This window comes from Pseudacidovorax intermedius (genome assembly GCF_003350475.1).
GTDB lineage: Bacteria > Pseudomonadota > Gammaproteobacteria > Burkholderiales > Burkholderiaceae_C > Xenophilus > Xenophilus intermedius.
The window spans coordinates 1187686-1202325 of record NZ_QQAV01000001.1 but is presented as its reverse complement, the minus strand read 5'-3'; the positions used below and the strand labels follow the sequence as shown (position 1 = coordinate 1202325).

General features: G+C 68.7%; 10 protein-coding genes. 9 read left to right on the top strand and 1 reads right to left on the bottom strand.

Translation table 11 applies throughout. The annotated features are described in order from the left end of the window. Positions 1–178: 178 nt before the first annotated feature. Positions 179–967, bottom strand: a complete 789-nt coding sequence (locus DFR41_RS05290) for a response regulator transcription factor (protein ID WP_342354291.1) — start codon at positions 965–967, stop codon at positions 179–181. Positions 968–1150: 183 nt separating this feature from the next. Here DFR41_RS05290 and DFR41_RS05285 point away from each other — a divergent pair, with 183 nt between their 5' ends. The 9 genes from DFR41_RS05285 to DFR41_RS05245 all read left to right on the top strand — a co-directional run bounded on the left by DFR41_RS05285 (position 1151) and on the right by DFR41_RS05245 (position 14551). Next, on the top strand, positions 1151–2296 hold the full coding sequence (locus DFR41_RS05285; protein ID WP_017759013.1) for a Re/Si-specific NAD(P)(+) transhydrogenase subunit alpha: 1146 nt from the start codon (positions 1151–1153) through the stop codon (positions 2294–2296). Positions 2297–2313: 17 nt separating this feature from the next. Further along, positions 2314–2643 (top strand): NAD(P) transhydrogenase subunit alpha part 2, encoded by a 330-nt coding sequence (locus tag DFR41_RS05280; RefSeq protein ID WP_017759014.1) that lies wholly within the window; start codon positions 2314–2316, stop codon positions 2641–2643. A 4-nt stretch (positions 2644–2647) separates the two neighbouring features. After that, positions 2648–4132 carry an NAD(P)(+) transhydrogenase (Re/Si-specific) subunit beta gene (locus DFR41_RS05275; RefSeq protein ID WP_043112536.1) on the top strand — a complete coding sequence of 495 codons (1485 nt, stop codon included), beginning with the start codon at positions 2648–2650 and terminating at the stop codon, positions 4130–4132. A gap of 121 nt (positions 4133–4253) precedes the next feature. Continuing rightward, positions 4254–5933 (top strand): long-chain-fatty-acid--CoA ligase, encoded by a 1680-nt coding sequence (locus tag DFR41_RS05270; protein WP_114801947.1) that lies wholly within the window; start codon positions 4254–4256, stop codon positions 5931–5933. 154 nt (positions 5934–6087) lie between these two features. Beyond that, on the top strand, positions 6088–8436 hold the full coding sequence (locus DFR41_RS05265; RefSeq protein WP_114801946.1) for a xanthine dehydrogenase family protein molybdopterin-binding subunit: 2349 nt from the start codon (positions 6088–6090) through the stop codon (positions 8434–8436). Between the two features lie 241 nt (positions 8437–8677). Further along, complete coding sequence (locus tag DFR41_RS05260) at positions 8678–9961, top strand: glutamate-5-semialdehyde dehydrogenase (protein ID WP_342354296.1); 1284 nt, start codon at positions 8678–8680, stop codon at positions 9959–9961. Positions 9962–10072: 111 nt separating this feature from the next. Further along, entirely contained in the window at positions 10073–11374 is a 1302-nt protein-coding gene (gene gshA, locus DFR41_RS05255; protein ID WP_017759040.1) for a glutamate--cysteine ligase, read from the top strand. Between the two features lie 164 nt (positions 11375–11538). Next, a complete protein-coding gene (locus DFR41_RS05250) occupies positions 11539–13407 on the top strand; it encodes a potassium transporter Kup (RefSeq protein WP_114801944.1) in 1869 nt (622 codons plus the stop codon). 385 nt (positions 13408–13792) lie between these two features. Then, positions 13793–14551 (top strand): TSUP family transporter, encoded by a 759-nt coding sequence (locus DFR41_RS05245; protein ID WP_114801943.1) that lies wholly within the window; start codon positions 13793–13795, stop codon positions 14549–14551. The last annotated feature ends 89 nt before the right edge of the window (positions 14552–14640 follow it).

Below are 14640 nucleotides of genomic sequence, written 5' to 3'. Positions count from 1 at the left end.
GCGAGGCAGAGCGTCGCTCAGCAGGCCGGGCAGTGCCGCGGACGCCCGCATGAAGGGCAGCACGGCGTGGAAAAGCCGCGCACTTTAGCGCGCCTGCCCTCGCAGGCATGTCTGCCGCGGCAGGAGGTTCGCGCCGGACAACAGGCGGTCCACCTCGCAAGGCAGGGAAGCCCGCCCGTCAGCCGAATGCGCGCAGCGAGGACGGGGGCATCTCCGACGGGTCCACGGATTCGAGGCGGTAACCCATGCCGTAGGTGGCGGTCAGCATGAATCCATGTTCGGGGCGCAGCGCGAGCTTGCTGCGGACCCGGGAGATGTGGGTGTCCAGCGAGCGGGAACCGTCCTCGCGGGCACTGCCCCAGATGGTGGCGCGCAGATAGTCCCGGCTCAGCAGCCGTCCCAGGTTCTGGAACAACAGCAGGGCCAGTTCGTACTCGCGGTTCTTGAGCTCGACGGGCTGGCCGTCCATCAGCAGTTGGCGGGCGGCGGGCAGGAAGCGGTAGCGTCCATAGTCCTGAGGCTGGTCGCCGCCGACCGAGAAACGTGCCCGCCGCATCAGCGCTTCGGCGCGGGCCTGGAGTTCGGCGACGCGAAGGGGCTTGCTGATGAAGCCGTCGGCGCCGGCCCCCAGCGCCTCGACCAGGTCCGCCTCGTCGCACCGGTGCGTGAGCAGGATCACCGGCACCGAGGTGCCGAAGCTTTCCCGCACGAGCCGCAGGAGGGCGCGGATGTCGAAGTTGGGCAGGTCCCAGTCGAGGACGAGCAGATCGAACTCCTTGGCACGCAGGCCGGGCTGCAGATCGGCACTGCGGTCGAAGCAGTGGCACTCGTGGCCTGCTTCGGTCAGCGCCGCGCTGATCAGCGCCTGTTGATCCAGTTCGTCGTCCAGCACCGCAATGCGCATTCCCTCTCTCCCATTCGCCTCGGGTCTGTCGAGCATCATGTCTTCGCCCAGGCGGCGCGGCATGCTACCCACCCAGGGCCCTCCGCGTGAAGGAAGTTCCGCACGGAAATCGTCTCCTGCCGTCGGCGTGGCGGTCGGTGGCACGGCGACGGCTTGTCGCCCAGGCGCGCCGGGGCCCGTCAAGTTACTGTAAGCTTTGGCGAAGTTGGGGCGGCCGAGCCGCTGTGGTGACGAGGAGATTCCAAGATGCTGATCGGAGTGCCCGCCGAGTGCGTGGCCGGTGAATCGCGCGTGGCCGTCACGCCCGAGACCGCCAAGAAGCTGGTGGCCCAAGGCCACCAGGTGCTCATCCAGTCCGGGGCCGGCCTTGCCGCCAGCGCCCCCGACGCCGCCTATGAGGCCGCCGGGGCGCAGACCACGGATGCCGCGGGGGCGCTGGGGGCCGAACTGGTGCTCAAGGTTCGCGCGCCCACCGACATCGAATGCGCCGCCATGAAGCCCGGCACGGTCGTGGTCGGCATGCTCAATCCCCACGACGCGCCCGGCCTGCAGCGACTGGCTTCGGCCGGGCTGACCGCCTTCGCGCTGGAAGCCGCACCGCGCACCACGCGCGCGCAGAGCATGGACGTGCTCTCCAGCCAGGCCAACATCGCCGGCTACAAGGCGGTGATGATGGCCGCCAACGCCTACCAGCGCTTCTTCCCGATGCTGATGACGGCCGCAGGCACCGTGAAGGCAGCCCGCGTGGTCGTGCTGGGCGTGGGCGTCGCAGGGCTGCAGGCCATCGCCACCGCCAAACGCCTGGGCGCCGTCATCGAGGCCAGCGACGTGCGCCCCAGCGTCAAGGAGCAGGTCGAATCGCTGGGCGCCAAGTTCATCGACGTGCCCTATGAAACGCAGGAGGAGCGCGAAGCCGCCGAAGGCGTGGGCGGCTATGCCAGGCCGATGCCCGCGAGCTGGCTCATCCGCCAGCAGGCCGAGGTGGCCAAGCGCGTAGCCCAGGCCGACGTGGTGATTTCCACCGCGCTGATCCCCGGCCGGCCCGCGCCCACGCTGATCACAGAGGCCATGGTGCAGGCCATGAAGCCCGGCGCGGTGATCGTCGACATCGCCGCCGGCCGCGGTCCGGACGTGCACGGCGGCATGACCGGCGGCAACTGCCCGTTGACCGAGGCTGACCGCACGGTGGTGCGCCACGGCGTGACGCTCATCGGCGAGACCAACCTGCCGGCCCTGGTGGCCGCCGATGCCTCGGCGCTCTACGCCCGCAACGTGCTGGACTTCCTCAAGCTGATCCTGCCGAAGGAGGGCGGCCTCAAGATCGACCTCGAGGACGACATCGTCGCCGCCTGCCGCGTGGCGCAGGACGGCCAGGTCACCCGCACGGCTTGATTGAAGGAACGCGCACCATGGACATCGTCAACCCGACCCTCATCAACCTCACCATCTTCGTGCTGGCCATCTACGTCGGCTACCACGTGGTGTGGACCGTCACGCCCGCGCTTCACACGCCGCTGATGGCGGTGACCAACGCCATCTCGGCCATCGTCATCGTCGGCGCCATGCTGGCGGCGGCGCTCACCACCACGCCGCTGGGCAAGGTGATGGGCGTGGCAGCCGTGGCGCTGGCCGCGGTCAACGTCTTCGGCGGCTTCCTGGTCACGCGCCGGATGCTGGAGATGTTCAAGAAGAAGGAGCGCAAGGCGCCCGCTTCCTCCACCGGCGCCGAGGGGAAATGACACCATGTCGATGAACCTCGTCACGCTGCTCTACCTGGTGGCCAGCGTCTGCTTCATCCAGGCGCTCAAGGGCCTGTCGCACCCGACCACCTCGATCCGCGGCAACGTCTTCGGCATGGTGGGCATGACCATCGCCGTGCTGACCACGGCGGCACTGATCGTGCGCCTGGCCGGCTCGCCGCTGGGACTGGGCTGGGTCCTGGTGGGCCTGGTGATCGGCGGCGGCGCCGGCGCCTTCATGGCACAGCGGGTGGAGATGACCAAGATGCCCGAGCTGGTCGCCTTCATGCACAGCATGATCGGCCTGGCTGCGGTCTTCATCGCCGTGGCGGCGGTGGTGGAGCCCTGGGCCTTCGGCATCGTGCCTCCGCCGGCCACGGGCATGGTCACCTACACCACCCAGGCCGGCATCGTGATCACCCAGGGCGTGGCGCGGATGCCGATTCCCTACGGCAACCGGCTGGAGCTCTTCCTCGGTGCCGCCATCGGCGCCATCACCTTCAGCGGCTCGGTCATCGCCTTCGGCAAGCTGTCGGGCAAGTACAAGTTCCGCCTCTTCCAGGGCGCGCCGGTGCAGTTCAAGGGCCAGCATACGGTCAACCTGGTGCTCGGCCTGGCGACCATCGGCCTGGGCCTGGTGTACATGGCCACCGAAAGCTGGAGCGCCTTCCTGCTCATGCTGGCCCTGGCCTTCGTGATGGGCGTGCTGATCATCATCCCCATCGGCGGCGCCGACATGCCGGTGGTGGTGTCGATGCTCAACAGCTATTCGGGCTGGGCGGCGGCGGGCATCGGCTTCTCGCTCAACAACAGCATGCTGATCATTGCCGGCTCGCTGGTGGGCAGCTCGGGCGCGATCCTGAGCTACATCATGTGCAAGGCGATGAACCGCTCCTTCTTCAGCGTGATCCTGGGCGGCTTCGGCGGCGAGGCCACCGCGGCCACGGCCGGCAGCGCGGTGCAGCGCCCGGTCAAGAGCGGCAGCGCCGACGATGCCGCCTTCGTGCTGGGCAATGCCGAGACGGTGATCATCGTGCCCGGCTACGGCCTGGCCGTGGCGCGCGCCCAGCATGCCGTCAAGGAACTGGCGCAGAAGCTCACCGACAAGGGCGTCACCGTCAAGTACGCCATCCATCCGGTGGCCGGCCGCATGCCCGGCCACATGAACGTGCTGCTGGCCGAGGCCGAGGTGCCGTACGACCAGGTCTTCGAGATGGAGGACATCAACAGCGAGTTCGGCCAGGCCGACGTGGCCATCATCCTGGGCGCCAACGACGTGGTGAACCCGGCCGCGCACACCAAGGGCAGCCCGATCTACGGCATGCCGATCCTGGAGGCCTACAAGGCCAAGACGGTCATCGTCAACAAGCGCTCGATGGCGGCCGGCTACGCGGGCCTGGACAACGAGCTCTTCTACATGGACAAGACCATGATGGTCTTCGGCGACGCCAAGAAGGTGGTCGAGGACATGATGAAGGCGGTCGAATAAGGCCGCTGCCGCGCCCCCGGCAGCGGCCTCACCGCCACCGCCGCTTTGCTACGATTTCAAGAGCCCCGGCCGCCGCCGCAGCAGCGGCCGCTTTTCATTCAGGACACTGGAGACTTCGCACATGACCGACCGCCCCTGGCTCAGCAGCTATCCCCCGGGCGTGCCTGCCGACATCGACCCCGCGCAGTACGCCTCGCTGGTGGCCCTGATGGACGAGAGCTTCAGCCGCTATGCGGACCGCCCGGCCTACAGCTTCATGGGCAAGCTGGTGAGCTATGGCGAGGTGGACCACGCCAGCCAGTCCTTCGCCGGCTACCTGCAGGGACTGGGCCTGGCCAAGGGTGACCGCGTGGCGGTGATGATGCCCAACTGCCCGCAGTACCCCATCGCCGTGGCGGCCATCCTGCGCGCGGGCCTGATCCTGGTGAACGTGAATCCGCTGTACACGGCGCGCGAACTGGAGCACCAGCTCAAGGACAGCGGCGCCAAGGCCATTGTGATCATGGAGAACTTCGCGAATACGCTGCAGAAGTGCATCGCGAATTCGATGGTCAAGCATGTGGTGCTGGCTTCCATGGGCGACCGGCTGGGCCTGCTCAAGGGCGCCATCGTCAACTACGTGGTGCGCAACGTGAAGAAGCTGGTGCCGGCCTTCAGCCTGCCAGGCGCGGTGCGCTTCAACGACGCGCTGTCGCAGGGCCGCCGCCGCGGCCTGCAGGCGCCGACCATCGGCGGCGACGACGTGGCGGTGCTGCAGTACACCGGCGGCACCACCGGCGTGAGCAAGGGCGCGGTGCTCCTGCACCGCAACGTGATCGCCAACGTGCTGCAGTCCGAGGCGTGGAACAGCCCGGTGATGCAGCGCGTGCCCCAGGGCGAGCAGCCCACCACCGTGTGTGCGCTGCCGCTGTATCACATCTTCGCCTTCACGGTCGGCATGATGCTGTCGATGCGCACAGGCGGGTTGCTGATCCTCATCCCCAATCCGCGCGACCTGGCAGCCACACTCAAGGATCTCTCCAAGCACCGCATCCACAGCTTCCCGGCCGTCAACACGCTCTTCAACGGCCTGGCCAACCATCCGGACTTCAACACCGTCGACTGGAGCCATCTCAAGATCTCGGTGGGCGGCGGCATGGCGGTGCAAAGTGCCGTCGCCAAGCTGTGGCTGGACAAGACCGGCTGTCCGATCTGCGAGGGCTACGGCCTGTCCGAGACGTCGCCCTCGGCCACCTGCAACCCGACCACCAGCCAGGAATACAGCGGCACCATCGGTGTTCCGCTGCCCAGCACCGAGATCACGCTGCTGGACGACGCGGGCCAGCCGGTGCCGCTGGGTCAGGTGGGCGAAATTGCGCTTCGCGGCCCGCAGGTGATGGCGGGCTACTGGCAGCGTCCGGACGAGACGGCCAAGGTCATGACCGCGGACAGCTGGTTCAAGACCGGTGACCTGGGCGTGATGGACGAGCGCGGCTACACCAAGATCGTGGACCGCAAGAAGGACATGGTGCTGGTCAGCGGCTTTAACGTGTACCCCAACGAGGTCGAGGACGTGGTGGCCGCCCTGCCCGGCGTGCTCGAGTGCGCGGTGGTCGGCGTGCCCGACGACAAGACCGGCGAGGCCGTCAAGCTGGTGATCGTCAGGAAGGATCCGGCGCTCACCGAGGAGCAGGTGCGCAGCTTCTGCCACGACAACCTGACCGGCTACAAGCGACCCAAGATCATCGAGTTCCGCACCGACCTGCCCAAGACGCCGGTGGGCAAGATCCTGCGGCGCGAACTGCGCGACGCGCGCAAGTAGGCCGACAGCCGGAGCGGGACGGCGCGGCGCTTGCATGGCGCCCGTGCCGTCCGGCCGCCCGACGGGCATGGCCCGCACGTCCAGCGGGACGACGGCCAACCGGGTACAACAGGCGGCGGTACGTGCAACCCCCTTTCCCTCCACGGAGACACCCATGCTGGACAAAGTGCATTCCGCCGCTTCGACCCCCTCTGCTGGCCGCTTCGGTAGCGGCCAGGCCGTGCGCCGGCTGGAAGATGAAGCCCTGCTCGCCGGCCGCGGCCGCTACACCGACGACATCCGGACGCCGGACTGCGCCGCGCTGGCCTTCCAGCGCTCACCCCATCCGCATGCGCGCATCCGCAGCATCGACGCCGACGCCGCGCGGGCAATGCCGGGCGTGCTGGCCGTCTACACCGGCGCCGACCTGGTGGCCCAGGGCGTCCAGCCCATCCCCGGCGTGGCCGGCTTCGTGCGCGCCGACGGCTCGCCCGGCGTGACCGCGGCGCGGCTGCCGCTGGCGCACGAGGTGGTGCGCTTCGTCGGCGAGGCGGTGGTGGCCGTGGTCGCCACTTCGCTGCAGGCCGCCAAGGACGCCGCCGAGGCGGTGTGGGTGGACTACGAAGACCTGCCTGCCATCCCCACCCTCGATGCCGCACTGGCCGAAGGCGCGCCGGCGCTGTGCGACGCGGCCCCCGACAACATCAGCGCCGAGATGCGCCACGGCGACGCCGAGGCCACGGCTCGCGCCTTCGCCCAGGCCGCGCACGTCGTCGAACTCACCGTCGACAACCAGCGCGTCGCCGCCGTCACGCTGGAGCCGCGCGCCGTGCTGGCCGAGATCGATGCCCAGGACGGCCGCCTCAGCCTGCAGATGAGCACCCAGATGCCCACCGGCGTGCGCGGCACGCTGGCGACGGTGCTCGGCCTGCCGGCCGAGCAGATCCGCGTGCGCGTCAGCGACGTGGGCGGCGGCTTCGGCATGAAGACCGGCCTCTACCCTGAGGACGCGGTGGTGGCCTTCGCTGCCAAGGCACTCGGCCGCGGCGTCAAGTGGACCGGCGAGCGCTCCGAGGAATTCCTCACCACCACCCATGGCCGCGACGTGCGCGCCCGCGCCGCCATGGCGCTGGACGCCGACGGTCGCGTGCTCGCCCTGCGCGTGCACAGCGACGCCAACGTCGGCGCCTACCCGACGGGCACGGGCGTGGCCATCCAGCTGCTGATCGGGCCCTGGGTGCAGACGAGCGTCTACGACATCCCGGTCATCGACTTCCACTTCCGCGCGGTGATGACCAACCAGTCGCCCACCGGCGCCTACCGCGGCGCCGGCAGGCCGGAGGCCATCTTCCTCATCGAGCGGCTGATGGACGAGGCGGCGCGGCAGACGGGCATCGACCGCGTGGTGCTGCGCCGGCGCAACTTCATCCGGCCGGAGCAGATGCCCTACACCAACCCGATGCGCCAGACCTACGACACCGGCGCCTTCGAGCACATGATGGACCGCGGCCTGGCCTTCGCCGACTGGGACGGCTTCGACGCGCGCGCCGCGGAGTCGGCCGCGCGCGGGCTGTGGCGCGGCCTGGGGCTCGCCACCTTCCTCGAATGGACGGGTGGCAATGTCTTCGAGGAACGCGTGACGGTGGACGTGCAGGCCGACGGCGTGATCGAGGTCTATTCGGCCGTCAACGCCATGGGCCAGGGCATCGCCACCACGCTGGCGCAGCTGGTGGTGGACGCCTTCGGTGTGCCCATCGAGCAGGTGCGCGTGGTGCTGGGCGACACCGACCGCGGCAATGGCTTCGGCAGCGCCGGTTCGCGCTCGCTGTTCACCGGCGGTTCGGCCATGCGCACCGGCGCCGACCGCACGCTGGCCCGCGGTCGCGAACTGGCGGCCGAGGCGCTGGAGGCCGCGGCCGCCGACATCGACTACGGCCAGGGGCGCTTCACCGTGCGGGGCACCGACCTGGGCATCGGCCTGTTCGAACTGGCCGGCCGGCAGGCCGAGGGCCGCATCTTCGTGGACTCCACCAGCAAGGTGGACGGCCCCACCTGGCCCAACGGCTGCCATGTCTGCGAGGTGGAGGTCGATCCGCAGACCGGCGACGTGGCGGTGGTGGCCTATGCCTCGATGAACGACGTCGGCCGCGTGGTCAACCCGATGATCGTGCGCGGCCAGCTCGATGGTGGCGCCGTGCAGGGCATCGGCCAGGCGCTGCTGGAGCAGGTGGTCTACGACGACGCGACCGGCCAGCTGGTCACGGGCAGCCTGATGGACTACGCCCTGCCGGTGGCGGGCACGGCGCCGGACTTTCGCACCGAGATGGACGAGTCCGTGCCCTGCAAGAACAACCCGCTGGGCGTGAAGGGCGTGGGCGAGCTGGGCACCATCGGCGCCACGCCGGCGGTGGTCAATGCGGTGGCGGACGCCCTGGCGCGCAATGGGCGCGGTGCGCTGGCAGCCAGGTTGCAGATGCCGCTGACGCCGGTTCGGGTGTGGTCGCTGCTGCAGCAGGCGGATTGAGCGCGGCTGGTGCTCGGGGCGGGCTTCGACAAGCTCAGCCTGAACGGGTCGGGGGTGTGCTTGGGTTCCTGGGGCTCAGCCTGAACGGCATAGGTGTGTGTTGGGCTCCTGGGGCTCGGCCTGAGCGCTTGGTGGGCCGCAGGCTCGGCCCGAACGGTGGACGGCTCGGTGAGGCTCTGCAAGCTCCGGCCGAGGCGGCACGATCCCCTCGCCCTGCCCCGGGCACGGGCCCGGTGAGAAAATCGCTTCCATGAATGCGATCTCCACCCTCGAACTGATGAACACGCTGGGCGCTCAGGCGCGCGCGGCGTCGGCGCAGATGGCCAAGGCCGGCGCCGCGGCCAAGGCGCGTGCGCTGCGTAGCCTGGCCGAACGGCTGCGGGCGAGCGTGGGGCCATTGGCTGAACACAACGCCCGCGACCTGGAGCGTGCCCGCGCCGCGGGCCTGGCCGAGCCGATGGTGGACCGCCTCAAACTCACGCCCAAGGTCATCGCCACCTGCGCAGAAGGCTGCGAGCAGCTGGCGGCCATGCCCGATGCGATCGGCGAGATCATCGGCATGAAGCAGCAGCCCAGCGGCATCCGCGTGGGCCAGATGCGGGTGCCGATTGGCGTGTTCGGCATGATCTACGAGAGCCGGCCCAACGTGACCATCGAGGCCGCCAGCCTGGCCATCAAGAGCGGCAATGCCGCCATCCTGCGCGGCGGCTCCGAGGCCATCGACTCCAACAAGGCCCTGGCCGCCCTGGTGCGCGCCGCCCTGCTGGACGCCGGCCTGCCCGAGGATGCAGTGCAACTCGTGCCCACCACCGACCGCGACGCCGTCGGCCGCCTGGTGGCCATGCCCGAGTACGTGGACGTGATCATCCCGCGCGGCGGCAAGGGCCTGATCGAGCGCATCAGCCGCGAGGCGAAGGTGCCGGTCATCAAGCACCTGGACGGTAACTGCCACACCTTCGTCGATGCCAGTGCCGACCTGGACATGGCCGTCACCCTCGTCGACAACGCCAAGACGCAGAAGTACAGCCCCTGCAACGCGACCGAAGGCCTGCTGGTGGCCCGCGCCATCGCGCCGGCCTTTCTGCCGCGCATCGGCGCCGTGTTCGCCGCCAAGGGTGTGGAGATGCGCTGCGATGCCGAGGCCGCGGCCCTGCTGGCCGGTCAGCCCCGCGTGGTGGCCGCCACCGAACAGGACTGGTCCGAGGAATACCTGGCGCCGATCATCAGCATCAAGCTGGTGGACGGCGTGGACGAGGCCATCGACCACATCAACCGCTACTCCAGCCACCACACCGACGCCATCGTCACCAACGATCACAGCCATGCCCAGCGCTTCCTGCGCGAGGTCGACTCGGCCAGTGTGATGGTGAATGCGAGCACGCGCTTCGCAGATGGCTTCGAGTACGGGCTGGGCGCCGAAATCGGCATCAGCACGGACAAGTTCCACGCCCGCGGCCCGGTCGGCATCGAGGGGCTGACCTCGCTCAAGTACATCGTTCTGGGCCAGGGCGAGATCCGCCAGTAGCCCGGCTGCGTACCAAATACCGGCCGCTGCACTGTCACGAGGCGGCCAGGGCCGGCTGCCTACAATCGCCGGTCCGCCTCTGGCCGCAAACCCGCATAACAAGGCAGCCGCATGGTTCCGCATCTCGTCACCGCCCTGACCGGCCCGATCAACGAACTCGAGCAGCGCATCCTCGACAGCATGCCCGCCATCGAGCGCTGGTTCCGGCTCGAGTGGATGGAGCACACCCCGCCCTTCTACACAGCGGTCGACGTGCGCAACGCCGGCTTCAAGCTGGCGCCGGTTGACGCCAATTTCTTCCCCGGCGGCTGGAACTACCTGACCACCGAGATGCTGCCGCTGGCGGTGCAGGCTGCCCAGGCCGCGATCGAGAAGATCTGCCCCGAGGCCCGCAACCTGCTGGTCATCCCAGAGAACCGTGGCCGCAACACCTCGTACATGGCCAATGTGGCCCAGCTGGTGCGCATCTTCCAGATGGCCGGCCTGAACGTGCGCGTCGGCTCCATCGACCCGGCCATCAAGTCGCCCAAGAAGGTGGAGCTGCCCGACGGCAGCACCGTCTGCCTGGAGCCCGTGGTGCGCAGCAAGCGCCGCCTGGGCCTGAAGAACTTCGACCCCTGCACCATCCTGCTCAACACCGACCTGGCCGCCGGCACGCCCGGCATCCTGGAAGACCTGCATGAGCAGTACCTGCTGCCGCCGCTGCATGCCGGCTGGTCGGTGCGCCGCAAGAGCAACCACTTCCACAGCTACGAGGAAGTCTCCAAGCGCTTCGGCAAGCTGCTGGGCATCGACCCCTGGCTGATCCAGTCGATCTATGGCCGCGCCGAGGGCGTGGACCTGGCCCGCGGCAAGGGCGTCGAGGGCCTGACGGCGGCGGTCGACCAGGTGCTGACCAAGGTGCGCCGCAAGTACAAGGAATACGGCATCAACGAGAAGCCCTTCGTCATCGTCAAGAGCGAGAACGGCGCCAGCACGCTGCCGATCTCGACCATCCGCGATGTCAAGGAACTCGAGGCCCTGACCAAGAAGCCGCGCCAGAAGGCCATGGTCGGCGCCACCACCGACGACGCCGGCCCGACCGACGTGGTCGTGCAGGAAGGCGTGCTCACGCGCGAGCGCGTGCACGACGGCATGGCCGAGCCGGTGGTCTACATGATGGACCGCTACGTGGTGGGCGGCTTCTACCGCGTCCACCCCGACCGCGGCCCGGACGAGAGCCTGGCCCTGCCGGGCGCGAGCTTCGTGCCGCTGGCCTTCTCGCAGAGCGGCCATCTGCCCCAGCCGGGCGCCAAGCCGGGCGCCAGCGCGCCCAACCGCTTCTACATGTACGGCGTGATCGGTCGGCTGGCCATGGTCGCCGCCTCCTACGAACTCGAGGCCACCAACCCCGAGGCCGAGGTCTACGAGTGATCCGGCGCCGCCCGGCCGACGCCCGCGCGGGCTTGCGGCGACATGGGCGGCGCGCACAATCCACACTTCCACAGCAACGGAAAAACGAGGGCGGAGCTTGGCTCCCCGGCGCCGCCAGGCCGCCGGCGGGGTGAGGCGCGGCCCAGCCCTTTCCTCGCCACTTCGTGTCTGCCTCCAAGTCTTCCATGCCGGCGCTCGTGCTCGGCGCAATCGGCATCGTCTATGGCGACATCGGCACGAGCGTGCTGTACGCCATCAAGGAAATCTTCGGCCACGGCCACGTGCCGTTCACCATCGAGAACGTGTACGGCATGCTCTCGATGATCTTCTGGACGATGACCATCATCGTCTCGCTGAAGTACGTGGTGCTGGTGCTGCGGGCCGACAACGAGGGCGAAGGCGGCCTGGTGGCCATGCTGGCACTGGCCTCGCGCGCCGTGGCCGACAAGCCGCGCCTGCGCAACGGCATGCTGGCACTGGGCATCTTCGGCACCGCCCTCTTCTATGGCGACGGCGTGATCACGCCGGCCATCTCGGTGCTCTCCGCGGTCGAAGGCCTGGAGGTGGTGTCGCCGCACTTCACCGGCTACGTCATCCCGATCACGCTGGTGGTGCTGTTCTGCCTGTTCGCGGTGCAGAAGCGCGGCACGGCCGGCATCGGCCGTTTCTTCGGACCGATCACGCTCACCTGGTTTGGCGTGCTGGCCCTGCTGGGCGTGGCACAGATCCTGACGCACCCCGAGATTCTGAAAGCCGTCAGCCCGCACTACATGCTGCGCTTCATCTGGGACAACCCGGGCACCAGCTTCATCATCCTGGGCGCGACGGTGCTGTGCGTGACGGGCGCCGAAGCGCTGTATGCGGACATGGGCCATTTCGGCAAGGGGCCGATCCGCATCGCGTGGTTCTCGGTGGTGATGCCAGCGCTGGTACTCAACTACTTCGGCCAGGGCGCCTTGCTGCTGGGCAATCCGGCGGCGGTGAAGAACCCCTTCTTCCTGATGGCGCCCGAGTGGGCGGTGGTGCCCGTCGTGCTGCTGGCCACGGCCGCCACGGTGATCGCCTCGCAGGCCATGCTCACGGGTGCCTTCAGCGTCACGCGGCAGGTGATCCAGCTGGGCTACCTGCCGCGACTGCGCATCGAGCACACCAGCGCGCGCTCGGCCGGGCAGATCTACATCCCCTTCATCAACTGGTCGCTGTTCGTGGCCATCGTGCTGGCGGTGGTGATGTTCCGCAGCTCCAGCAACCTGGCCGCGGCCTACGGCATCGCCGTGACCACCGACATGCTGATCACGACGATGCTCACCTTCTTCGTGATCCGCTATGCGTGGAAGCTGCCGTTGCTGCTGTGCATCGGCGCGACGGCCATCTTCTTCGTCATCGACTTCGCCTTCTTCGCCTCCAACCTGCTCAAGCTGCCGCAGGGCGGCTGGTTCACGGTCATGATCGGCATGGGCGTTTTCACGTTGATGATCACCTGGAAGCGCGGACGCAGCCTCATGGGCGATGCCCAACGCGCCGACGCCATCGATCTGCGCAGCTTCCTGGAGGCGGTGTTCGTCAGCCCGCCGGCGCGCGTCGAGGGCACGGCCGTCTTCCTCACGTCAGAGGCCGGCGTGGTGCCCACGGCGCTGCTGCACAACCTCAAGCACAACAAGGTGCTGCACGAGCAGAACCTGTTCGTCACGGTGCGCAACCACGAGGTGCCCTGGGTGCCCATGGAGCGCCGGGTCGAGATGGAGCCGCTGGGCCACCACTGCTGGCAGATCACCATCCACTACGGCTTCAAGAACGACATCGACCTGCCCCGCGCGCTGGAGCAGGCCAAGCTGCGCGGCTGCCAGTTGGAGCCGATGACGACCAGCTACTTCATCTCGCGCGACACCGTGATCCCGACGCTCGGCAGCGGCATGGCACCCTGGCGCGAGAAGCTCTTTGCGCAGATGCACCACAACGCCAGCGGCGTGGCCGACTTCATGAGCCTGCCGAACAACGCGGTGGTGGAACTGGGCTCCAAGATCGAAATCTAGCCGCGCATCCGCCCCGCGCGCGCCGACGGGGATGCGTGCGCCTGGACGGCACCCCCGATGCCCACGCGCTGCCCGAATCCGGGCCACGGGTTAGTCCCAATGCACTACCGCGGTGCAGGACCTAAAGTCCTGCCACTCGCAGCAGGCACTGCCCTGCTGATGCGCGAGGGTCTGAGGAGACAAATCCAGAAAAATCAAAATTCATGAGATTCCCAAAGGCCTCCGTCCGACGAGAAGCCAGACAACTTTCAAAGCGCCGCTCAGTCGGCGCTTTTTTTTGTCCCTTCCCCGAGCAAACCCGCCCGCTTCTTGCCGAGAGCGCCATCCACCGCTCGCTGTGACGCTCCCAAAACAGGAGCAATTCCGCTGCGACAATCGCGCCCCTATGGAATGGGCATGGATGGCATTGGCCTCGCTGACGGCGGGATTCATGGATGCGATCGTCGGCGGGGGTGGGCTGGTGCTGGTGCCGGCGCTGTTCGCCGCCTTTCCCGACACCGCCGGGGCCACGCTGCTGGGCACCAACAAGAGCGCCTCGGTATGGGGCACGGCCGCCTCGGCCGCGCAGTACCTGCGGCGCGTGCGCCTGCCCTGGCGCTCGTTGTCGGTGGCGGCGGTGCTGGCCTTCGGCGGCTCGCTCACGGGCGCCTGGGTGGTCACCTGGGTGCCGACCGATGCGCTGCGCAAGGCGCTGCCCGTGGTGCTGGGGGCGCTGCTGCTCTACACCCTGGCCCGCAAGGACCTGGGCCTCACCCACCAGCCGCGCTTCACGGGCAAGGCCGAACTGGCCGCCACCGGTGCCGTGGGCCTGCTGCTGGGCTTCTACGACGGCATCTTCGGGCCGGGCACAGGCAGCTTCCTGATCTTCCTGTTCGTGCGATGGCTGGGCCACGACTTCCTGCATGCGTCGGCCAGCGCCAAGGTCATCAACATCATGACGAACCTCGGCGCGCTGCTGCTCTTTGGGCTCAAGGGCCATGTGATCTGGACGCTCGGGCTGGCGATGGCCGTGGCCAACATCAGCGGCAGCCTGATCGGCACGCGGCTCGCGCTGCGGCATGGGGCCGGCTTCGTGCGCGGCGCCTTCATCGCCGTGGTGAGCGCGCTGATCTGCAAGACGGCTTACGACGCGTTCCTGCGGTGAGCGGTGGGTGGGAGGAGTGGGCGGTCGCGCCCGCGCGTCGATGCGCACCACGGCTGAAGACGCCGGCATGGCACCGCGGGCGCGCGCCG